General features: G+C 74.0%; 23 protein-coding genes. 15 read left to right on the top strand and 8 right to left on the bottom strand.

Annotated features, from left to right (window positions below; translation table 11 throughout):
* Positions 1-4 precede the first annotated feature (4 nt).
* Both BKA05_RS13080 and BKA05_RS13075 read left to right on the top strand, forming a co-directional pair.
* Positions 5-427, top strand: coding sequence for a hypothetical protein (locus BKA05_RS13080; protein WP_179531816.1), 423 nt, complete (start codon positions 5-7; stop codon positions 425-427).
* Complete coding sequence (locus BKA05_RS13075) at positions 427-1,326, top strand: M14 family zinc carboxypeptidase (RefSeq protein ID WP_179531815.1); 900 nt, start codon at positions 427-429, stop codon at positions 1,324-1,326. The genes BKA05_RS13080 and BKA05_RS13075 overlap by 1 nt, the downstream gene beginning before the upstream one ends.
* A 97-nt stretch (positions 1,327-1,423) precedes the next feature.
* Here the strand turns inward: BKA05_RS13075 and BKA05_RS13070 are convergent, their stop codons facing one another.
* Positions 1,424-2,266 carry an enoyl-CoA hydratase/isomerase family protein gene (locus tag BKA05_RS13070; protein ID WP_179531814.1) on the bottom strand — a complete coding sequence of 281 codons (843 nt, stop codon included), beginning with the start codon at positions 2,264-2,266 and terminating at the stop codon, positions 1,424-1,426.
* A 157-nt stretch (positions 2,267-2,423) separates the two neighbouring features.
* Here BKA05_RS13070 and BKA05_RS13065 point away from each other — a divergent pair, with 157 nt between their 5' ends.
* From BKA05_RS13065 to BKA05_RS13055, 3 genes are read left to right on the top strand one after another with little or no spacing between them, the layout of a single operon-like run.
* Positions 2,424-2,591 carry a DUF3117 domain-containing protein gene (locus tag BKA05_RS13065; RefSeq protein WP_166191440.1) on the top strand — a complete coding sequence of 56 codons (168 nt, stop codon included), beginning with the start codon at positions 2,424-2,426 and terminating at the stop codon, positions 2,589-2,591.
* A 10-nt stretch (positions 2,592-2,601) separates the two neighbouring features.
* Positions 2,602-4,152 (top strand): leucyl aminopeptidase, encoded by a 1,551-nt coding sequence (locus BKA05_RS13060; protein WP_179531813.1) that lies wholly within the window; start codon positions 2,602-2,604, stop codon positions 4,150-4,152.
* 3 nt (positions 4,153-4,155) lie between these two features.
* Positions 4,156-4,500, top strand: coding sequence for a hypothetical protein (locus BKA05_RS13055; RefSeq protein WP_179531812.1), 345 nt, complete (start codon positions 4,156-4,158; stop codon positions 4,498-4,500).
* Between the two features lie 89 nt (positions 4,501-4,589).
* Here the strand turns inward: BKA05_RS13055 and BKA05_RS13050 are convergent, their stop codons facing one another.
* Positions 4,590-5,180, bottom strand: a complete 591-nt coding sequence (locus tag BKA05_RS13050; RefSeq protein WP_343045669.1) for an O-methyltransferase — start codon at positions 5,178-5,180, stop codon at positions 4,590-4,592.
* Positions 5,181-5,465: 285 nt separating this feature from the next.
* On the opposite strand from BKA05_RS13050, the gene sigE reads away from it, so the two are divergent.
* The 3 genes from sigE to BKA05_RS13035 all read left to right on the top strand — a co-directional run bounded on the left by sigE (position 5,466) and on the right by BKA05_RS13035 (position 8,081).
* Positions 5,466-6,098, top strand: a complete 633-nt coding sequence (gene sigE / locus BKA05_RS13045) for an RNA polymerase sigma factor SigE (RefSeq protein WP_179531811.1) — start codon at positions 5,466-5,468, stop codon at positions 6,096-6,098.
* Positions 6,095-6,565 (top strand): anti-sigma factor, encoded by a 471-nt coding sequence (locus BKA05_RS13040; protein ID WP_179531810.1) that lies wholly within the window; start codon positions 6,095-6,097, stop codon positions 6,563-6,565. The genes sigE and BKA05_RS13040 overlap by 4 nt, the downstream gene beginning before the upstream one ends.
* 106 nt (positions 6,566-6,671) lie before the next feature.
* A complete protein-coding gene (locus BKA05_RS13035) occupies positions 6,672-8,081 on the top strand; it encodes a trypsin-like peptidase domain-containing protein (protein ID WP_179531809.1) in 1,410 nt (469 codons plus the stop codon).
* A gap of 34 nt (positions 8,082-8,115) precedes the next feature.
* On the opposite strand, the gene BKA05_RS13030 is transcribed toward BKA05_RS13035, so the two are convergent.
* On the bottom strand, positions 8,116-8,349 hold the full coding sequence (locus BKA05_RS13030; protein ID WP_179531808.1) for a helix-turn-helix domain-containing protein: 234 nt from the start codon (positions 8,347-8,349) through the stop codon (positions 8,116-8,118).
* Between the two features lie 788 nt (positions 8,350-9,137).
* On the opposite strand from BKA05_RS13030, the gene BKA05_RS13025 reads away from it, so the two are divergent.
* Positions 9,138-10,502 (top strand): CpaE/TadZ family protein, encoded by a 1,365-nt coding sequence (locus BKA05_RS13025; RefSeq protein WP_179531807.1) that lies wholly within the window; start codon positions 9,138-9,140, stop codon positions 10,500-10,502.
* On the opposite strand, the gene BKA05_RS13020 is transcribed toward BKA05_RS13025, so the two are convergent.
* Together BKA05_RS13020 and BKA05_RS13015 are read right to left on the bottom strand one after the other, a co-directional pair.
* The gene (locus BKA05_RS13020) at positions 10,465-11,829 is read right to left on the bottom strand and encodes a hypothetical protein (RefSeq protein WP_343045668.1); all 1,365 of its coding nucleotides are present in this window, start codon (positions 11,827-11,829) and stop codon (positions 10,465-10,467) included. The genes BKA05_RS13025 and BKA05_RS13020 overlap by 38 nt on opposite strands.
* Before the next feature lie 2 nt (positions 11,830-11,831).
* A complete protein-coding gene (locus BKA05_RS13015; RefSeq protein ID WP_179531806.1) occupies positions 11,832-12,200 on the bottom strand; it encodes a hypothetical protein in 369 nt (122 codons plus the stop codon).
* 70 nt (positions 12,201-12,270) lie between these two features.
* On the opposite strand from BKA05_RS13015, the gene BKA05_RS13010 reads away from it, so the two are divergent.
* From BKA05_RS13010 to BKA05_RS12990, 5 genes are all read left to right on the top strand, one after another.
* On the top strand, positions 12,271-13,821 hold the full coding sequence (locus BKA05_RS13010) for a WS/DGAT/MGAT family O-acyltransferase (protein ID WP_179531805.1): 1,551 nt from the start codon (positions 12,271-12,273) through the stop codon (positions 13,819-13,821).
* Positions 13,818-14,144: a DUF6912 family protein gene (locus BKA05_RS13005; RefSeq protein WP_218842403.1), complete on the top strand. Its 327-nt coding sequence runs from the start codon at positions 13,818-13,820 to the stop codon at positions 14,142-14,144. The genes BKA05_RS13010 and BKA05_RS13005 overlap by 4 nt, the downstream gene beginning before the upstream one ends.
* A gap of 78 nt (positions 14,145-14,222) precedes the next feature.
* On the top strand, positions 14,223-16,385 hold the full coding sequence (locus BKA05_RS13000) for an SCO7613 C-terminal domain-containing membrane protein (RefSeq protein WP_179531804.1): 2,163 nt from the start codon (positions 14,223-14,225) through the stop codon (positions 16,383-16,385).
* 49 nt (positions 16,386-16,434) lie between these two features.
* Positions 16,435-18,072: an L-glutamate gamma-semialdehyde dehydrogenase gene (gene pruA / locus BKA05_RS12995; RefSeq protein WP_179531803.1), complete on the top strand. Its 1,638-nt coding sequence runs from the start codon at positions 16,435-16,437 to the stop codon at positions 18,070-18,072.
* 2 nt (positions 18,073-18,074) lie between these two features.
* Complete coding sequence (locus BKA05_RS12990) at positions 18,075-18,269, top strand: hypothetical protein (protein WP_179531802.1); 195 nt, start codon at positions 18,075-18,077, stop codon at positions 18,267-18,269.
* 136 nt (positions 18,270-18,405) lie between these two features.
* Here the strand turns inward: BKA05_RS12990 and BKA05_RS12985 are convergent, their stop codons facing one another.
* From BKA05_RS12985 to BKA05_RS12975, 3 genes are all read right to left on the bottom strand, one after another.
* Complete coding sequence (locus BKA05_RS12985) at positions 18,406-18,690, bottom strand: hypothetical protein (protein WP_179531801.1); 285 nt, start codon at positions 18,688-18,690, stop codon at positions 18,406-18,408.
* 76 nt (positions 18,691-18,766) lie between these two features.
* Positions 18,767-19,246 (bottom strand): DUF2505 domain-containing protein, encoded by a 480-nt coding sequence (locus BKA05_RS12980; protein WP_179531800.1) that lies wholly within the window; start codon positions 19,244-19,246, stop codon positions 18,767-18,769.
* On the bottom strand, positions 19,243-19,725 hold the full coding sequence (locus BKA05_RS12975; RefSeq protein ID WP_179531799.1) for a DUF2505 family protein: 483 nt from the start codon (positions 19,723-19,725) through the stop codon (positions 19,243-19,245). The genes BKA05_RS12980 and BKA05_RS12975 overlap by 4 nt, the downstream gene beginning before the upstream one ends.
* 56 nt (positions 19,726-19,781) lie before the next feature.
* On the opposite strand from BKA05_RS12975, the gene BKA05_RS12970 reads away from it, so the two are divergent.
* Positions 19,782-20,609: a tryptophan 2,3-dioxygenase family protein gene (locus BKA05_RS12970; protein WP_179531798.1), complete on the top strand. Its 828-nt coding sequence runs from the start codon at positions 19,782-19,784 to the stop codon at positions 20,607-20,609.
* The last annotated feature ends 88 nt before the right edge of the window (positions 20,610-20,697 follow it).

Below are 20,697 nucleotides of genomic sequence, written 5' to 3'. Positions count from 1 at the left end.
CCGCGTGTCCGTCGCCGTCGTCGTCTACGTCCTCACCGGTCTCGCGGCGGTCGTCGTCGCCCTGACCCGGCTTCGCCTGGGGCGCGGTGCGGGGGCGGCCCGTGTCGACGTCGGGCCGGCGTGGCTGATGGCGCACACCGTGCTCGGCTCCCTGGCCCTCCTCGTGTGGCTGGTCTTCCTGGTCTCCCCGGAGGACACCCCCAGCGGTGACCCGCTGGTCGGCGTCGTCGCCCTCGGCCTGTGGTGGGGCGTCGCCATCGCCGGGCTGATGATCCTGGTGCGCTGGCTGCCCTCGAAGGGCCGGCACGCCGTCGCCGCGGCCGAGGACACCTGGTCCTCCGGGCCGGGGCTCTCGCTCCTCGCGCATCTCGGGATGGTCGTCGGCGTCGCCGTTTTCACCTGGGCCTACTGGACGGCAGCGGTCTGATGGCCGCCCGCCGGGTCGCGCTCGTCGGCGTCTCGGCACTGGGGCTGCTCGCGACGGCCGTCCCCGTGGGGCTGCACCTCACGCCCGTGGGGGCGGCCGCCGCGGCCCGCAAGCCGGCCGTGATCGAGACCGTGACGATCGGGACGTCGGTCCGCGGTCGCCCGATCTACGCCCACCGTCTCGGTGAGCCGGCCGACAACGGCGTGCCGAGGATCGTGCTGATCGGCGCGATGCACGGCAACGAGCCGCTCACCCGACCCGCGCTGTGGTCGATCAAGGACGGCGACCCGCTCGTCGGGGCCGAGGTCTGGCTGATCCCCACCTACAACCCCGACGGCATCGCCGCAGGCACCCGGAAGAACGCCCGAGGGGTCGACCTCAACCGCAACTTCCCCTACCGCTGGGCCGACCTCGACGGGAACTACGAGTCCGGCCCGCGACCCGCCTCCGAGCCCGAGACCCGCGCGGTCATGAGGTTCCTTCAGCGGCTGCGGCCCGACCGGATCCTCAGCTTCCACCAGCCGCTGCACGGCGTGGACACCGACACCAAGGACCGCGCATACGCCGAGCGGGTCGCCCGCATCCTCCGGCTGCCCCGCAAGACCTTCGACTGCGGCGGGGTCTGCCACGGCACGATGACCGGCTGGTTCAACGACCGCTTCGCCGGCTCGGCACTGACCGTCGAGCTGGGGCCGAGGCCGGGCCGGCGCTACCTGCGCACCACCTTCGCGCGGCGCGTCCTGAGGGTGATCGGTGCCGAGCCCGGCGACTTCGCCTGGGGCCCCATGCCCACGCCCACGCCCACGCCGACCCCCACGCCCACGCCGACCCCCACGCCCACGCCGACCCCCACGCCCACGGGGGAGCCCGAGCCGTCGGAGGGACCGGGCCGGGCCTGACCGGTTTCACCACCCGGGTGGTGAAACCGGCGCTTGTCGACCGGAACTTCGGTCGACAAGCGCCAGAATCGGTCGACAGGTCCCGTCCCGGGCGCCCTCAGCGGCCGGTGAAGACCGGCTTCTCCTTGGCGACGAACGCCGCGACGGCCGCCCGGTGGTCCTCGGTGGCCCCGGTGGAGTTCATCATCTGCCGCTCGAAGTCCAGCGCCTCGTCGGTGTCGTGCCCGGCGGCGTACGTCACCGAGCGGCGCATCGCGCCGTACGCGCGGGTGGGGCCCGCGGCAAGGCGCGCGGCCAGGGAGGCGACCTCGCCGGGCAGGTCGTCGGGGGAGACGACGCGCGTTGCGAGGCCGAGCTCGAGGGCCTCGGTCGCGGGGACGGTGCGGGGGAAGTAGAGCAGCTCGATCGCCTTGGCGCGTCCCACGAGCAGCGGCAGGCTGATGCTGGCGCCGGTGTCGCACGACAGCGCGACGCCGGCGAAGGCCAGGTTGAAGCCGGCGGTGTCGGCGACGACACGCAGGTCGCAGGCCATGGCCAGGCTCGCGCCGGCACCCGCCGCGACGCCGTTGACGGCGGCGATGACCGGCTTGTCCATCGACATGATGGCCGAGACGATCGGGTTGTAGTGCTTCTCGACGGTGGTGAACAGCTGGTCGCTGCCACCGGTCTCGAGCAGGTTGATGTGCTCCTTGAGGTCCTGGCCGGTGCAGAAGGCGCGCCCGGTGCCGGTCAGCACGACGCACCGCACGGCGGGGTCCTCGGAGACCTGGCGCACGACCTCGACGAGGATCTCCTTGGTCGTGATGTCGAGGCTGTTCATGGCCTCGGGGCGGTTCAGGGTGATCGTGGCGACGCCGTCGGAGACGTCGAGCAGGACGGGGCCGGAGGTGAGGTCGCCGGTGGTCTGGCCGGTGGTGTGGCCGGTGGTGTGGCTGGTCATGGGCGGGAGTCTGCCGCATGTCGCAGGACCCCTGTGCTCCCGATCACCGTCGCCGTGGGGGATAATGGTCGTCCACGCGTGGTCCGGGCACCCGGAGGCACGCGTCAGGTGCCCATGAGGCCCCACGGGGGCCTCACGACGAGGGAAGAGGTGCGCGATGGCGGCGATGAAGCCGCGGACGGGCGACGGTCCGCTGGAGGTCACGAAGGAAGGGCGCGGCATCGTCATGCGCGTCCCCCTCGAGGGCGGCGGCCGTCTCGTCGTCGAGCTGAACGCCGAGGAGGCCGGCGCCCTGGGCGACGCCCTCAAGGCCGTCGTCGGCTGACGCCTCCTCGATGGAGCCCTCCACACCAGTACTCCCCACCCAGGTCACGCCGCCGGAGATCGCGCTCAGCGACGCCTCGCCCCACGCCATCGTCGGCGTGGAGGTGGTCGCGGTGCCGGTGCTCCCGGGGGACGACGACACCGGTCCCGCCCTGGGGCCGGGCGCCGAGCAGCTCTCCGAGCAGCTCGGCATCGACCTGCTGGCCCTGCTGGAGGCCGAGAAGGCCACCGGCAAGGTCGGCGAGGTCGTGCGCTTCCCGGTGCCGCTGGGCGGCCCGGAGAACGCCGACCTGCGCTGGGTGTTCCTCGTGGGCGTGGGCGACGGGGGCGCCGACGCGCTGCGGCGCGCCGGTGCGACCCTGGCCCGCGCCACCCTGGGGCGCAGCAGCGTGGCGACCTCGATCGCCTCGCTGAGCGACGACGCCGGCCTGGAGGCCTTCGTCGTCGGTGCGGTGCTGGGCTCCTTCTCCTTCTCCTGGCGCTCCACGGAGCGTCCGGAGAAGGCGCCGGTGGCCCGGATGGTGCTCACCGGCTGCGCCGAGGACCGACGCCCCGCCCTGGAGCGGGGTCTTGCGCTCGCCGGTGCCGGCTGGCGGGCGCGGATGCTCGCGACGGTGCCGTCCAACCTGAAGAACCCGCCCTGGCTGGCCGAGCAGGCCCGCCTGGTCGCCGAGGAGGCCGGTCTGGCGTACCGCGTCTGGGACGAGCAGCAGCTGGCGGCCGAGGGGTTCGGCGGCATCGTCGGCGTCGGGCAGGGCTCGGCGACCCCGCCGCGCCTGGTCCGTCTCGACTACACCCCGCGCAGGGCCAACCGGAAGACGCCCACGGTCGTGCTGGTCGGCAAGGGCATCACCTTCGACACCGGTGGCCTGTCCATCAAGCCGGCCGAGGGCATGACCACCATGAAGCGCGACATGACCGGTGCGGCCGTCGTGCTCTCGGTCATGGCCGCCCTCGAGGCGGTCGGCTGCCCGGTCAAGGTCGTCGGCCTGCTGGCCTGCGCCGAGAACGCGGTCTCCGGCTCCTCGATGCGCCCCGGTGACGTGCTGCGCCACTACGGCGGGCGCACCACCGAGGTCACCAACACCGACGCCGAGGGCCGCCTGGTCATGGCCGACGCCCTGGCGTACGCCGTCGCCGAGCTCGCGCCCGCGGCGCTGGTCGACGTGGCGACCCTCACCGGCGCCATCAAGGTCGCGCTGGGCCAGCGCACGGGCGGCTTCTTCGCCGACCACGAGGCTCTGGCCGGCGCCATAGCCGAGGCCGGCACCCGTGCCGGTGAACCGCTGTGGCGCTTCCCGCTGGCCTCGGTCTACGAGGAGAAGATCTCCTCCACCGTCGCCGATGCCGACAACGCCGGCGGCGGGCCGGGCGCGATCACCGCGGCGCTGTTCCTGCAGCACTTCACCGGCGACGTGCCGTGGGCGCACCTCGACGTCGCCTCCGTGGGGGACTCCCCGTCGGAGAGCTTCGAGTGGACCGCCGGCCCCACCGGCTTCGGCGCCCGCGCGCTGCTGACCTGGCTGGGCTCGCCCGAGCCGCTGGCCGGCATCGGGGACTGAGCCGTGATCGGCCTCAGCGTGCGGTGGTCCCTGGAGGGGCTGCCGGACGCCGTGGCCGAGGAGCTCGCGGCGTACGTCGAGTCGACCTCGCACGCCCGCTTCACCGGGATGTCGGGACTGCGGCAGAAGGTGTGGCGGATGCGCCGCGGCGAATGGTTCGAGGGCACCTACGTCTTCGCGACCCTCGCCGACCGGGAGGCCTTCCAGGCCGAGCTCGAGGCGACGATGGCCGACGCGCCGGGCACCCGCATCGTCGGCGCCCCGCCCGTCCTCGTCGAGCCCTGGGAGCTGGTCGCCGTCGCCGAGGGCTGGGACGCCCTCACCCCCACCGCCCGCGGCGAGCGCTGAGGGCGGCCGGACCGGGTTACGACGAATCAGATCTCACCCTTACTGCGCAGTAAGGGTGCGATCTGATTCGTCGTAACCCGTTGGGCTCCTCAATCGACCTCGGGGACCCACACCTTCTTGGCCGCCAGCAGCCCGTCTCCGACGGGGAGCAGGACGCTGAGCAGGCTGTCGTGCTCGGCGACGGAGCGGTTGAGCTCGCGGATGGCGACGGTCTCCTCGTCGCGGCGGCTGGGGTCGGCCACGCGGTCGTGCCACAGGGCGTTGTCGAAGGCCACGACGCCGCCGGGGCGCAGCAGGCGCAGCGCCTCGGAGAGGTAGGCGGCGTACTCGCGCTTGTCGCCGTCGCAGAAGACCAGGTCGTAGTGACCGTCGGTGAGTCGCGGCAGCACGTCGAGCGCGGCGCCGGCGATGGTGCGGACCCGCTGGGAGGGCACGCCGGCCTCGGAGTAGCCCTCGCGCGCGAGCCGCTGGTGCTCGGCCTCGATGTCGACGGTCGTCAGCACGCCGTCGGCGCGCATGCCGCGCAGCATCCACAGCCCGGAGACGCCGGTGCCGGTGCCGATCTCGACCACGGCACGGGCGTCGAGCACCGAGGCCAGGAAGCGCAGGGCCGCGCCGCCGCCGGGGCTGATCGGCACGACGCCCATCTCCTCGGCGCGGGCACGGGCGCGCGCGAGCACGTCGTCCTCGGCGACGAACTCCTCGCTGTAGGTCCAGCTGGTCGCGTTGATCGGCGTGGTGATGACGGCCTCCTCGGGCGGACGGACGGGCTCAACCTATCGCGAGGCCGCTCCCTCACCACGTACGCCGCACGGCAGGTGGTCCGGCCCCACGGGAACACCGGCCGACCCCCGTCCGTTGGGACCCTCAGAGAAGCAGTGGGGTGCTCACAGCCTCCTCTCAGCCACCGTCCCTACCGTGAGGAGCCAGCAGTGCGAGGCAGGTACCTGTCGAGGGGGAGCGCAGTGGCGGAGAAGACGGCACACCAGCAGGCCGACCAGCATGCCCAGCAGCCGGCCCAGCAGCCGGGCCAGGACCTGTCCTGGGAGCGGATCGTCGAGGAGCACTCCGACCGCGTCTACCGCCTCGCCTACCGCCTCACCGGCGACCGCCACGACGCCGAGGACCTCACCCAGGAGGTCTTCGTCCGGGTCTTCCGCTCGCTGCACACCTACACCCCGGGCACCTTCGAGGGCTGGCTGCACCGCATCACCACCAACCTCTTCCTCGACCAGGCCCGCCGCAAGCAGCGGATCCGCTTCGACGCCCTCTCCGACGAGCGCGCCGACCGGCTCACCAGCGCCTCCCCGGCCCCCGAGGCGGCCTACGCCGACCAGCGCTTCGACGACGACGTCGAGGCCGCCCTGGCGACGCTGCCGCCCGACTTCCGCGCCGCCGTCGTCCTGTGCGACGTGGAGGGGCTGACCTACGAGGAGATCGCCACGATCCTCGACGCCAAGCTCGGCACCGTCCGCTCGCGCATCCACCGCGGCCGCGCGATGCTGCGCCAGGCGCTCGCCCACCGCGCGCCCGGCGACGGCCGGCAGCGGTACGCCGGCCCGTCGGCCGCCCCGTTGTCCGAGGTGGTCCGCCCGTGATCGGCCACCTCGGCACCCGCGCCAGCGCACTCCTCGACGGGCAGCTGCCCCCGGCGGAGGCCGAGCGGCTGTGGGCGCACGTCCACGGCTGCCACCTGTGCCGGGACCTGGTCGAGCGCGAGGGCTGGGTCAAGACCCGGCTCTCCGGGCTCGGCGCGCCCGACCGGACCCAGGCGCCCGCCCACCTCAAGGGGGCGCTGCTCGGCGCCTGTGCGGCTCCCCTCGAGAGCGGGTACCCCTCGGCCCTGAGCGCCCCGGCGCTCGGCGCGACGTCGCGACCCAAGCGGGTCGGCGCGGTCGCTGTCGGCGTGGGTGGCGCCGCCGGGATGGCCGTGATGGGCGTGCTCGCCCTCGGGGCCGCCCCCGCCGACGCCCCGACCGTCGACCGGCGCGCTCCCGTCGCCAACCTCACCCCGCCCAGCAGCGGCAGTAGCCTGCTGCCCGCCGGCCGGCAGACCCGGCCCTGAGCCGGACGCTCGCGCGGGCCCTTCCAGCGGCGGTCGGCCAGCCCGGCGCGGTCCCGTCCGCGACCCGAGCCCGACCGGGTTACCGACGGTCGGGGATGATGGCCCGGTGAGCCAGCACGACCCGGACCAGCCGGAGCACCACGAGCACAGCGGCGACCACAGCAGTGACCAGGACGCCGGGGTGCCCGAGGCCGAGACGCGCGAGCACCCGACGGTGCCCTCGTCGGCCGGAGGGACCGACCCTGCGTCGTACCACCCGGTGCCCGACGCCCACGGCGACTGGACCCAGGTCACCCGCGAGCAGCCCGCGGTCCCGCCGCAGGCGCCCGGTCCCTGGGGCTACCCCGCACCGGCGCCGGCCCCCGTGCCGCAGCAGCTGACCGCTCGCCACGCGGCTCCCTCGGCGCGCGTCGCGGGCTGGGTCTGGCCGCTGGTGGCCATGCTGGCCCTCGTCGTCGGCGTGGTCGGCGGCGTCGTGGGCGCGGCTGGTTTCCGGCTGGTCGACGAGACCGCCGCCGACCGCCCCGGCACCGTCCGCGACGGGCTCTTCGGCGTCGACACGGCCACGGAGGCGCCGCTGGCCCCCGAGGACGGCACGATCGCCAACGTCGCGGCCGAGCTGCTGCCCAGCACGGTCCAGATCATCGCGGCGTACGGCGGTGACGACCAGGGCGCCACGGGCTCGGGCTTCGTGCTCGACCGCCAGGGCCACGTCGTCACCAACAACCATGTGGTGGCCGAGGCCGCCGAGGACGACGGCCGCATCCAGGTGGTCGACCAGCAGGGCAACCGCTACGACGCCACCGTCGTGGGGCGCTCCGCGGTCTACGACCTCGCGGTGCTGGTGTCGGAGGACATGGCCGGCGAGTTCGAGCCGACCGCCCTGGGGGCCTCCAGCCGGCTGCGGGTCGGCGAGACCGTGGTCGCGATCGGCTCCCCGCTGGGGCTCTCCTCGACGGTCACCGCCGGCATCGTCTCGGCGCTGCAGCGCCCCGTGACCACCGGGGACCCCGACTCCGACACCTCCTACATCAACGCGGTGCAGACCGACGCGGCGATCAACCCCGGCAACTCCGGCGGGCCGCTGGTCAACCTGCTCGGCGAGGTCGTGGGCGTGAACTCCGCCATCGCGACCACCGGCGGCGGCTTCGGCGCCGAGGCCGGCAACATCGGTGTCGGCTTCGCGATCCCGGTCGAGCAGGTGCGCATCACCGCCGACCAGATCCTGCGCACCGGCGAGGCGCAGTACCCGATCATCGGCGCCGAGGTCCGCACCGGCAACGAGAACGGCGACGGCGCCGAGATCCAGAAGATCACGCCGGGCAGTGCCGCCGAGGAGGGCGGCCTGGAGAAGGGCGACGTCGTCACCGCCGTCGACGGGGTGCGCGTCACCGACGGCATCGCGCTGATCGTCTCCATCCGCACCCACCAGCCCGGCGAGACGGTGGAGTTCACCGTCCGGCGCGGTGGCGAGGAGCGCCGGATCTCGGTCCAGCTGCGCGGCCAGGTCGGCTGAGCGTCCCCGGCGGTCGTGACGGCGAGGCCGGGCGCTACTCGCGCTCGGCCTCCTCGTAGGGGTGCTCGTCGACGAACGTCTTGGTCTGGGCGTACATCTGCTCGATGAACTCCTCGAGCCGCTGCGCCTCGACCCGCCACTGGCCGCGGCCACCGATCTTGATCGCCGGCAGCTCACCGCGTCGCACCAGCGCGTAGACCTGCGCGCTCGAGGTGTTGAGCACCTCCGCCACGTCGGCGAGCGTCAGGAAGCGGGGCGTGGCGGACATGGGGTCATGGTGTCATCTCCCGCCGGGTCCGCGGGCGCGACCCGGCGGGCCTGTGGAGGAGCAGGTGAGGAGACCGCGACGGCGGGGAAGGATGCCGCCCGTGGCCATCGATCTCGGGACCTCTCCAGCCCCTCCAGCCCCTCCATCCCACGTATCCCCTGCGCCCCCGGCGACGCGCACCCGCACGCCGGGCTGGCGTGACCCCCGTCTGTGGGTGGGGGTGGTCGTCGTCGCGGGCTCCGTGCTGATCGGCGCCAGGGTGATCGGCGCGGCCGACGACACCGTCACGGTCTGGGCGGCCGCCGAGGAGCTGCCGGCCGGTGCGCCGCTGGCCGCGGACGACCTGGTCGCGGTGCGGGTCCGCTTCGCCGACGAGGCCGACCTCGCGGCGTACCTCCCCACCAGCGCGGAGCTGCCGGCCCAGGCCGTCCTCGGCCGGGCCGTCGGGGCCGGGGAGCTGGTGCCGGGCGCCGCGGTCGGCACCGGCGGCGACAGCGACCTGCTGCAGCTGGCGGTCGCGGTCGAGCCCGAGCAGCTGGCGGGGGTGGTGGCGGCCGGCAGCCGGGTCAACGTCTACCTGGTGGCCCGCGGTGGCGGCGACCGGGGCCACGACTCCGGGGAGCCGGTCCTGGAGGACGTCGTGGTGGTCGACGCGGCGGCCGCCGACGACGGGTACGCCGCCAGCGGGCTGCGTCGGCTGGTCCTGGCCGTTCCCGAGGAGGACGCCGGCCGCTACTACGGGCTGCTCGGCAGCCTCACCGACCCGCTGGTCTCCGTGCGGTCCGCGGATGAGCTCGACGGTCGTCCTCGTCGCCGGCGGGGGAGCGGCGTGGGAGGCCGGCGCCCTGGACGCGCTCGCGGCCAGGCCCGGTGTGGTGGTGCTCAAGCGCTGCGTCGACGTCGACGACCTGCTCGCCACGGCCGCGTCGGGTCAGGCCGAGGTGGCTCTGGTCGGGTTGGAGGCCCACGGCCTCGACGCGACCGCCGTGGACCTGCTGCGTCGCCACGGGGTGCGCCCGGTCGGCGTCGTCGGCGCCGGGACCACCGGGGAGCAGGCCCGCCTGCGGGCGTCCCGGGTGGGCGTCCGCACGCTGGTCCCCGAGAGTGACATCGCCTCGGTCGGCGAGGTGGTGCTCAGGCCCGAGGAGGCGCTGTCGGGGTCGACGGTCGCCCGTGATCCCGAGGGCGGGCCGGGTGCCGACCCGGCCGCAGTCGTCCCGGCCGCCCGCGAGCCGGGCGGGGTGCTGGCGGTGTGGGGTCCCGCCGGAGCCCCAGGGCGCACCACGGTGGCGACCGCGCTGGCGGCGACGTCGGCGGCCCGTGGCCGCGAGACGGTGCTGGTGGACGCCGACCCCTGGGGCGGGGCGGTCGCCCAGCAGCTGGGGATCCTCGACGAGGTCTCGGGCCTGCTGGCCGCCGCACGGCTCGCCACGGGCGGCGTGCTGGAGGAGCGGTTCGCCACGGTGCTGCGCTCGCTCGGTGGGCGGCTCGAGGTGCTGACCGGCCTGCCGCGCGCCGACCGCTGGCCCGAGCTGCGCGACTGGGTCGTCGAGGAGGTCCTCGACCTGGCCCGGGCCCGTGGACAGGTCGTCGTGGACACCGGTGCCCCGCTGGAGCGTGATGCGGCCGTGGACCTCGCCGGTCGCCCGGGGCGCAACACGGCGACGCTGGCCGCGCTCGCCGAGGCCGACGACCTGCTGGTGGTCGGCACCGCCGACCCGGTGGGGCTGGCCCGCCTGGCCCGTGGGCTGGTCGAGCTCGCCGAGGAGACCGGCGGCCGCCCGGTGCACGTGGTCGTCAACCGGATGCGTCCGAGCCTGGGCTGGTCCAGCGGCGAGGTCGACCAGATGGTGCGGGGCTTCGGTGACGTGGCCTCGGTGAGCTTCCTGCCCGAGGACCGGGCGGCCACCGACCGGGCCCTGGTCGCGGGGCGCTCGGTCGTGGAGCTGGGCGAGGGGCCGCTGGCGGCCGCGGTCGCCGGCCTGGCCGACACGCTGTGGGGTCCGGTGCCCGGGAGCGCACGGCCTGCCAGGGCCGGACGCTCCGCGCGGGGCGGGCGTGCCGGTCGCGGAGGGCGTGCCGGTGCGGCCGGGCGGACCCGGGTGGGGACGCCGCTCAGGCGGCGAACAGGAGGTACAACCCGCCGGCGGTGAAGAAGACCATCGCCACCAGCATGCCGAGCTGTCCGGTCAGGTGGTGGCGCGGCGGCAGGAGCCTGATCGCCCGGTCGTGGGCGGCGACGACACCGACCACGTGGCCCAGCACGACCGCCAGCACCTTGATGTTGGCCAGCAGCGTCGGGTGGTAGGACAGCCAGTAGTTGACGCTCCAGTCGCCGGTGCCGAGGTAGTCGGCCCCGGTGGTCAGCGGGTCGCTGGCCTTGATCAGGGTGTCCTGGCCGACCTCGAACCAGTACGACAGGTAGTGGGCCACGATGTAGCCGAGGATGATCGGCACCACCGAGTGCGCGAACTGTCGCGGCAGGCCGAGCCTGGACTGCCCCGGCGCCACGCCGGTGAGCATCGAGCCCACCGACAGGATCACCGCGACGCCGACGCAGAAGGTCACCAGCGCGAGGTTGTCGGCGACCAGGCCCAGGTCGTGCTCGCCGATGAAGGAGTTGGTCTGCACGAAGCGGACCCAGGGCGCGGAGTCCTTGAAGGAGTCGAAGGCCGTGGAACCGAACAGCACCGCCACGACGCCGACCAGCCCGGCACGCGGCACGACGGTGTTGAGGTTGGCCAGCGGAGAGATGACCAGCAGCCGGCCCTCGCGCACGGTCCAGGGGGACAGCTTGCCGATCAGCGTGGAGTAGACCTCGAACGGGTCGGCGTTCTCGTAGAAGTCGTTGCCGAACAGCGCCCCGCCGAGCAGCATGACCGCGACGTACGCCGCGCACCAGAGGCGTACCGGGCCGAGCTCGGTGGAGTAGGGGTAGACCAGCTCCAGCCACACGAACGCGTAGAGCCCCAACGCGGCCGGCCAGTGACCGAGCCAGGCGGGGTAGCGGAACAACCCCTCGTCGGGGTCGGAGCCGGAGATCCTCGCGAACGCCAGGTTGATGGTCCGGGCCGGGCTGATCGCCTTCCAGACCGGACCGAGCACGGCGGAGAAGAACACCAGGCCGACCCAGAGCCAGACGTAGAACATCCCGAAGAACGGGTTGGTCAGCAGGTCCTCGCCGAGCACGGCGGCGAAGGCGGCGTACCCGAAGACCACCAGGCCGAGCACCCGCATGGCGACCGACCAGCCGGCCGAGGTGACCAGCGTGCTCAGCGCGGCAGGCGCCGGCCGGCCGTCGGTGGCCGCGTCGTAGCGCGGGGTGCGCCAGGCCAGCGCCAGGACGATGAAGGAGATCGTCAGCGCCGCGACGGCGCCGGAGATGGCCAGCTCCGGGGAGATCGGCAGGTCCTTGGCGCCGCCGATGCCGTGCATCGGCAGCGGACCCGGCAGCAGGCCGGGCAGCAACGTGGTCGGCACGGTCAGGAGACCTGCAGCTGGACGACGATCTGGTCGAGGTCGTGCGACTCGACGTCGACGACGCCCGGCTGCTCGACGACCATCGTCTGCTCCGACTCCCCGGCCGGGTAGGCCAGCGTGAGCTCCTCGGTGGTGTGCGCGTGCAGCTCGCCGGCCTCGTCGGCGGTGATGTCGAAGACGATCTCCTGGCCGACGCCCACCTGGATCCGGTCACCCTTCGGGTCGACGTCGCCGTCGGCGAAGGTCACCTCGATGACCATCGGCTCGTCGGTGCCGGCATCCGGCGCCTCGTCCCCGCCGCAGGCGGCCAGGGAGAGCGGCAGCACGAGGGCCACACCGAGGGACAGGACGCGGGAGGTCAGTCGCGACATGTCTGACAGAATCGCATGAGCACCAAGGGGTCCCGCGATGGGGAGCGGGCCCGACGACGAAAGGGACGCGATGAGCGAGCGGCTCCGGCCGAAGGACCTCGCCTTCCTGGCCGAGGAGACGCCCTCGACGCCCATGCACAACGCCACGGTCGAGATCTTCGACCCGGGCGACTCGGGCTTCGACTACGACAAGCTGGTCGAGCTGATCGGCGACCGGATCTCCTTCGTGCCCCGCTACCGGCAGCGGATCCAGCAGGTTCCCGGCCGGCTGGCCAACCCGGTGTGGATCGACGACCCGCACTTCGACCTCGGCTACCACGTACGCCGCTCGGCACTGCCCCGCCCGGGCAGCCTCGACCAGCTGCGCGAGCTGGTCGCGCGCATCGTGTCGCGGCCGCTGGACCGCTCCAAGCCGCTGTGGGAGGTCTACTTCGTCGAGGGGCTCGCCGAGGGTCGCGTCGCGCTGCTCTCCAAGTCCCACCAGGCACTGGTGGACGGGGTGAGCACCGTCGACCTGGGTCAGGTCCTGCTCGACAAGAGCCCCGAGGTCAAGAGCCTCGGCGGCGACCAGTGGGCCCCCCGGCGGGCGCCGTCGCCCGGTGGGCTCGCGGTCGGCGCGGTGCGCGACACCCTGCGCTCGCGCCAGGTCGCCTCCGACTCCGTGCGGGCCCGCGCGGCCTCGCTCCTGCGCACCGCCGACGCCGCGGCCGAGACCACCGGTCGGGTCCTCGGGGGAGTCACCGGCCGGCGTGCCGCCCACGAGGGACCGCTGGTCGGCACCCACGGCCAGCAGCGACGCGTGGTCTCCGTGCACACCGACCTCGCCGACCACCGGGCGATCCGCGACGTCCACGGTGGCACCGTCAACGACGTCATCCTCGCGACCGTCGCCGGCGGGCTGCGCGGGTGGCTGATGACCCGGCACGAGTCGCTGGGCGGCCTGCGCCGGGTGCGTGCGGTGGTGCCGGTCTCGGTGATCGACTCCGAGCTCGAGGCCACCTCGCTCGGCAGCCAGATCGCGCCGCACTTCGTGGACCTGCCCATCGGCGAGCCCAGCCCGGTCGTGCGGCTGCACCAGGTCTCCTACTCCTTCAAGGTGCACAAGGAGACCGGCCGCGGCGTCGCCGCCAACCGGCTCGCCGGCATCGCCGGCTTCGCGCCGGCCACCTTCCACGCCATCGGCTCACGGGTCGCCGCGGCCGAGGTGGGACGGGGCATGCAGCTCAGCGTCACCAACGTCCCCGGGCCGCAGTCGCCGCTCTACGCCGCGGGCGCCCGGATGGAGGCGACCTTCCCGGTCCCCCCGCTGCCGCCCCACCACCTCCTGGCGATCGGGGTGACGTCGTACGACGGTGGCGTGGCGTACGCCATCACCGCCGACCGTGACGCCGTGCCCGACGTCGACGTCCTGGGGCAGTGCCTCTCCGAGGCGCTGGCCGAGCTGCTCGACACGGTGTCCGGCTCGCGCCCCCGCGTGCCCCGGGGCCGCAAGGGCGGATCTGCCCGGGCCAAGCCCCGGACCACCAAGAAGACCACCTCGTCCGGCTCGAAGAACGGCTCGACGACCGGCGCCAGGACCGGCTCGGGCGCCGGCAAGGGCACCGGCGGGAGGACCTCATGACCGTGCGCGCCTACGTGCCCGCGACCTTCGACCTGCTCGCGCGCTTCCATGCCGAGGGCGAGGTGCCCACCGCGGGTGCGGTCGTCGCCGTCGACGAGTCCGAGGACGCCGAGTACGCCGCCCTGGTCGAGGCCGCCGAGGTCTCCGCCGAGATGAGCGGGGGCGGGCGCCGCGTGGTCGTCGTCGCGGAGGTGCCCCACGAGGGCGCGGTGGCCCCGCTGCGTGACGTCGCCTCCGTCCACGTCGACACCCAGGACGGCGCGGACCCCGACGACGAGCTCGCGTGGTTCGCCACGCAGGAGATCCCCCACCTGCTCGAGTAGGCGCCGGAGGCGGACGGCCGGCCCGGATGAGTACTCGTGCTCTACCCGGTCGCGCCCCGAGGGCGCGACGATGCGGGCATGAGCGCCTCCGAAGTCCTGTGCCCTGCCTGCCGGGCGCCGTTCGCCCCCGGTGCTGCCGCCTGCCCCGCCTGCGGCATCCGACTCGTCGGGCCCGACGCGGTGCGGCTGTGGCAGGTGGACCAGCAGATCGCCGCCCTCCGCGCCGAGGCCGCCGGGCTCCTGGAGTCGATGCGCGCCCCGCTGCCTGCCGGGTCGGTAGGGGCTAGCGCTGCCGCGCACGGTGCGGCACAGCCGGAACGGCGTGCCGCGACCCTCACCGGTCAGGGCCTGCTGCTCGGCTTCGGCGCGCTCCTGCTGCTCTCCGCGGTCTCGGTCTTCGTGCTGGTCGCCTGGACGCTCATCGGGGTCGTCGGCCAGGCCGTGCTCCTCACCGGCGCCACCGTCACGGCGGCGCTCGCGTCGCGGGCCGCCTCGACCCGGGGGCTGCGGGCCGCGGCCCACACCTCGGCCGTCATCGCGGTCGGGGTCTCCGTGCTGATGGCCCAGGGGGCCTACTCGCTCGACGTCGCGGGCCTCGCCGACCTCACCGGCACGCGGTACGCCGCCGTCGCCGCCCTCGTGCTCGCCGGCCTCTGGTGCGGCTACGACGCCCTGACGGGGCGGTCGTGGTCACCGACAGGATGGACGTCGGCGTACCTCCCGGCCGCCGTGCTGGCCGTCGCGGTGGCCGCTGTCTCGCTGCTGGTCTCCATCGAGCCCGGCGGCCTGGTGCTCGGCGTCGGCCTGCTCGCCGTGGCGGCGCTGATGGGCGGCCTGGCGGTCGTGCTCCACGCGGTCCTGGACACGCGGCGCCGGCGGCAGCCGGTCGGCGTCGCGGTGCTGCTCGCCGTCTCGTCGGGCGTGCTCGGGGCCGTGGTGCTGGTGCTCACCGCCTACGACCTCGACCTCGGGCGGCCGGAGCGCTACGTCTCGGGCGCGGTGCTGGTCCTGCTCGCGGTGGTGCTGTCCGGCGCACCGGCGTACGTCGCCGAGCGGCTCGGTCGCAGCAACGCGAGGCCGGACCTGTGGACGACCGGCACCCGGCTCCCGGCCGCCCTCGCGGCCTCGCTCGGGGCGGGCACGGTGCTGCTCGACGTGCCCGGGTGGGGCTGGGCGGTCGCCTCGGTCGCCGCCTCGCTCCTCCTGGCCGCGTCCGCGCGGACGTTGCCCCGGCTCGTCGCCCGAGCCGCGGCCCTCGTCGCGCCGCTGGCCGCGACCCTCGTGGTGCTCACCGTGGAGACCAGCACCCGCAGCGTGGCCGCCCTGGTCCGTGGTGGTGCAGGTGTGGTCGACACCGTCCCGGTCCCGGTCGAGGTCGCGCTGCTGGGGCTGTGGGCGCTGGCCTGCCTGGTGCTCCTCGTCCTCACTCCCAGCTGCGGGTACGCGCGGGCCGGACTGTCGCTCGGCGGGACGGCGGCACTCCTGCTCGCCGTGGCCCACGGCCCCTGGGAGGCCACGGTGCCCGCGGGCATCGCCTGGGTGGTGCTCGCGCTGGCCGCCGCCCGTGCCGCAGCGGTCCGCGGCCGGGCCACCGACCACCTGGTCGCCGGTCTCACCGCCTGCTACGGCGTCGTGCCGCTGGCCCAGCTCCTGGTTGAGGGGGCCGACCCGGTGCTCCAGGCCGCCGGTGCGTGGGCCCTCGCGGGCGGGGTCGCCTGGTACGCCTCGGCGCCGGGCCGGCTCGCCGTCGGGCACCTCGCCGCACTGCTCGTCTCACTGGGCCACGTGCTGCTGGTCAGCCGCTGGGACGGTGCGGTGCTGGAGGCCTACACGCTGCCGGCGGCTGCCGCCTTCGCGGTCCTCGGCGTCCTGCAGCACCGGGCGGGCCGGCCGGCGCCGGGGTCGGTGCTCACCATGGGCCCGGCCCTCTCCATCGCGCTGACCCCGACGCTGGTGCTCGCCGTGGGCACCGACGACCTGCCCCGGCTCGCGCTGGTGCTCGTGGCCGGCATCGCCTGTCTCGTGGTCGGAGCGGGCCGCGGTCTGCGGGCGCCGCTGTTGGCAGGGGCGGCGACGCTCGGTGTGGTCGCGCTGATGCAGGGCAGCCCCTACCTGGCCTACGTGCCGACGTGGCTGCTGCTGGGCCTCGCCGGGGCCGTGCTCCTGACCCTGGGGGTGGCGTGGGAGTCGGCGCTGAACGCGGGTCGCCAGGTGGGGCGCTGGGCGCACGCCCTGCGGTGAGTCCCGCAGGCTTTCGCCCGGCGCGGTCCGGCTCGCTATCGTCGCAGGCATGGACGCCATCAGCTTCCCCCCGGCTCCCACGAACGAGCCCAACCTGACCTATGCGCCCGGCACCCCGGAGCGCGAGTCGCTGCTCACCGAGATCGCCGCGCTCGAGTCCGAGTCGCGCGACCTCCCGGCGTACGTCGGAGGGGAGTGGCGGGCCTGCGGCGGCGAGGAGATCCAGGTCGTCCAGCCCCACGACCACCAGCACGTGCTGGGGGTGACCCGCAACGCCACGACCGCGGACGCCCAGGCCGCCGTCGACGCGGCGCTCGACGCGGCGCCGGCCTGGCGGGCCATGTCCATCGACGACCGGTGCGCGATCCTGCTCAAGGCCGCCGACCTGCTCGCCGGCCCGTGGCGCCAGCGGCTCAACGCCGCGACGGTCCTCGGCCAGTCCAAGACGGCGTTCCAGGCCGAGATCGACGCCGCCTGCGAGCTGATCGACTTCTGGCGCTTCAACGTCCACTACGCCAAGCAGATCCTCACCGACCAGCCGATCGCCAACAGCCCCGGCATCTGGAACCGCACCGACCACCGCCCGCTCGAGGGCTTCGTCTACGCGATCACGCCGTTCAACTTCACCGCGATCGCCGGCAACCTGCCCACCGCCCCGGCGCTGATGGGCAACACCGTGGTCTGGAAGCCCAGCCCCACCCAGCAGCTGGCCGCCTCGCTGACCATGGAGCTGCTGATCGAGGCCGGCATGCCGCCGGGCGTGATCAACATGGTCCCCGGCGACGGCCTCGCGGTCTCCGAGGTGGCGCTGCCGCACCGCGACCTCGCCGGCATCCACTTCACCGGCTCGACCCCGACCTTCCAGCACCTGTGGCGCTCGGTCGGCGAGAACATCACCGGCTACCGCTCCTACCCGCGGATCGTCGGCGAGACCGGCGGCAAGGACTTCATCGTCGCCCACCCCTCCGCCGACCCGGCCGTGCTCACCACCGCGATGATCCGCGGCGCCTTCGAGTTCCAGGGCCAGAAGTGCTCGGCCGCCTCGCGGGCCTACGTGCCGCGCTCGGTGTGGAACGTCATCAAGGACGACCTGGTCGCGCAGACCGAGGCGATCTCGATGGGCGACCCGACCGACCTGTCGCACTTCATGGGCGCGGTCATCGACGCCCGCGCCTTCGCCAAGCACAAGGCCGCGATCGAGCGGGCGCAGGCGACCGACGGCCTCGAGGTGATCGCGGGCGGTCAGGTCGACGACTCGGTCGGCTACTTCGTGCGGCCGACGATCGTGGAGATCGCCGACCCGACCGACGAGATGTTCGCGACCGAGTACTTCGGTCCGATCCTGGCCGTCCACGTCTACGACGACCGGGTCGAGGGGGCCTTCGAGTCGGTCGTGCGGCAGATGGAGTCGTTCGCGCCGTACGCCCTGACCGGCGCGATCATCAGCCAGGACCGCGCGGCCGTCGCCTGGGCGCGCGAGGAGCTGCGCTTCGCGGCCGGCAACTTCTACATCAACGACAAGCCGACCGGTGCGGTCGTCGGGCAGCAGCCCTTCGGCGGTGGTCGCGCGTCGGGCACCAACGACAAGGCCGGTGCCGCGGTCAACCTGCTGCGCTGGACCAGCCCGCGCTCGATCAAGGAGACGTTCGTCCCGCCGACGGACTACCGCTACCCCTACATGGGCTGAGCGTGGCCCCGACGCTGCTGACGGTCCTCCTCCACCTCGGTGCCCTGCACCCGGCGGAGAAGGGCCTGACGCTGCTGCTGGCCTTCGGGCCGTTCGTGGTGCTCGCCGTCGTCGTCGCCGTACGACGCCGGCAGGACGCCGCGGCGCAGGCCACCTCCCACGAGCCCACAGATCCCACAGACCCCCACCGCGACTGATCGACTCGCCGAGCCGGCGTATTGATGCGCCGGTTCGGCGGGGGTGGTGGGTCGAGCCGGCGTATTGATGCGCCGGTTCGGCGGGCGGGGTGGGTCGAGCCGGCGTATTGATGCGCCGGTTCGGCGGGGCGGTGGGTCAGCCGAGGGCGGCCCAGGCGCGGCGGAGCTCGCCCTCGATCGGGGCCCAGCCGGTGTCGACGGCACTGCCGACGACGTCGCCGAGCCGCTGGGGCAGGGCGCCGCCGTCGATGCCGACGGTGCTGCACAGGGTGTCGGTCAGGTCGGGGGACCCAGCCGCGACGCCGTGGTCGAGGCACCACCGGAGGCCGTCGACCCGGTCGTAGGCGGCATCGCTGAGCAGCGCGAACGCCGGCACGGCCATCAGGCCGAGCAGCAGACGCATCCAGTGGTGGAGTGGCACGCCCTGCTCAACGAGCCACCCACCGCCGGGTCACTGGGCCGACCGGGTGAGGAGGACCTCAGCCGACCGGGACCGGTCAGCGGGCGAGGTACTGCTGACCCACCTTGTGCTCGGCCTTGAGCGCCTTGAGCAGCAGGTCGGCGATCAGGCCCTCGATCTTGCCGCCGACCAGCGGGATGTTGACCTTGATCGTGAGGTCCACGGTCTCCACGCAGGTCTCGCCGGAGCCGGCGACGGCGGCCGTGCCGGACATCTCGCCGGGCTTGCCGGGGATGGTCACCGTGACGTCGCCGGTGGGGCCGTGCCAGGACTCGGTCTGGACGATGTTGATCTCGTCGCCGACGAACTTCTTGGCGAAGGACGGGATGCCTTGGGCCGCCTGGTACTGGTCGATGGTGACCTCGAACCCGTCGGCGGTCTCCGTCGCGGTGACCTCACGACGCAGCACCCGCTGGTAGTCGCAGACCTCCTCGCGGAACGCCGGGTCCGCCAGCATGGCAAGGACCTTCTCCGCGGGGGCGTCGTAGGCCATCTCGTGCACGAGCCGCTTGCTCATCGCTCTCCTCCGAGCCAGGCGGTGCCGATGGTCTGCTCGACCTCGAGACCGCTCTTGATGTTGTCGGCCATCAGGCCCTCCAGCTTGCCGCCGATGACCGGCACCTTGACCTTGACGTCGAGCTCGACGACCTCGGCGGTCCCGGCGCCGCGGGCCTCGAGCCGGACGGTCCCGGTCGCGGTGGTCGGCTTGCCGGGGGCGGTCACCGAGACGGTGCCGCCCGTGTGGGAGGTCCAGTGCTCCTCGATGATCGCCCTGGTGGTGTCCCCGGCGATCTTCTTCGCGATCGCCGGCAGGCCGGCGGTGTTCTGCACCTGGTCGTTGACGAGGGTGAAGCCCTCGTCGGTGGGGGTCAGGTCGATGTCGTGGGAGACCACGCCCTGGGCGTCGCAGACTTTCGCGCGGAAGGCCGGGTCGGCCAGCATCGCGAAGACCTCGTCGGGTGGGGCGTCGTAGGTCAGCTCGTGTCGAAACTTCACGGCGCTCATCATGCCGTGCCGCACCCACGGGGTGGCGCGTGTGGGACGTTGTGGACATGAGTGGCGAGAACTTCGTGTCCTTCGGCGAGCAGGGTGCACAGCTGACCTACGGCTCCTACCTCCAGCTCCCGAAGCTGCTCGACGCCCAGCGCTGCGAGTCCGGCGGCGACGGCGCCCCGCCGGCGCACGACGAGCTGCTCTTCATCACCATCCACCAGGTCTACGAGCTGTGGTTCCAGCAGCTGCTGCACGAGGTCGGGGCGGCGCGCGACGCGATGCTGGCCGGGCCGGGCGGTCAGGGGCGCGGTCGCCTCTGGTGGGCCCAGCACCTGTTGCAGCGGGTGCACGTCATCGAGCGCACCCTGGTCCAGCAGGTCGACGTGCTGGAGACGATGACGCCACAGGACTTCCTGCAGTTCCGCCAGCGGCTGGCGCCGGCCAGCGGCTTCCAGTCGGTGCAGTTCCGCGAGCTCGAGTTCGTCTCCGGTGCCAAGGACGCGGGGTACGTCGAGCGGTTCCGCGGGCTCACCGCCGAGGAGCAGGCCCGGCTCGCGCGCCGGCTCGAGGAGCCGACCCTGTGGGACGCCTTCCTCGCCGCGCTCGCCTCCGCCGGCCTGGCGGTCGGCTCCGACGAGGAGATCTCGGCCTCCCTGCGGACCGTCGCGCACGACCGGGACCAGCACGCCGCGCTGTGGGCGCTGGCCGAGGCGCTGCTGCAGCACGACGAGCTCGCGGCCTCCTGGCGCGCGCGGCACGTCGTGATGGTCGAGCGGATGATCGGCGCGAAGTCCGGCACGGGGGGCAGCTCGGGGTCGACGTACCTGCGCTCGCGGCTGCCGCTGCAGTACTACCCGCTGCTGTGGGAGCTGCGCAGCAGCCTCTAGGTCGGTGGGTCCGGGGGCCCCTCCGTCCGGGCGCCCGGGCGTGGCGTGGGCGCGCCCGGTTGGCCCGGGCGTGACGTGGGTCCTAGTG

This window comes from Nocardioides marinus (assembly GCF_013408145.1).
Taxonomy (GTDB): domain Bacteria; phylum Actinomycetota; class Actinomycetes; order Propionibacteriales; family Nocardioidaceae; genus Nocardioides; species Nocardioides marinus.
Note: the sequence above shows the minus strand (reverse complement) of the source record. Positions and strands in the feature narration are given on the sequence as shown.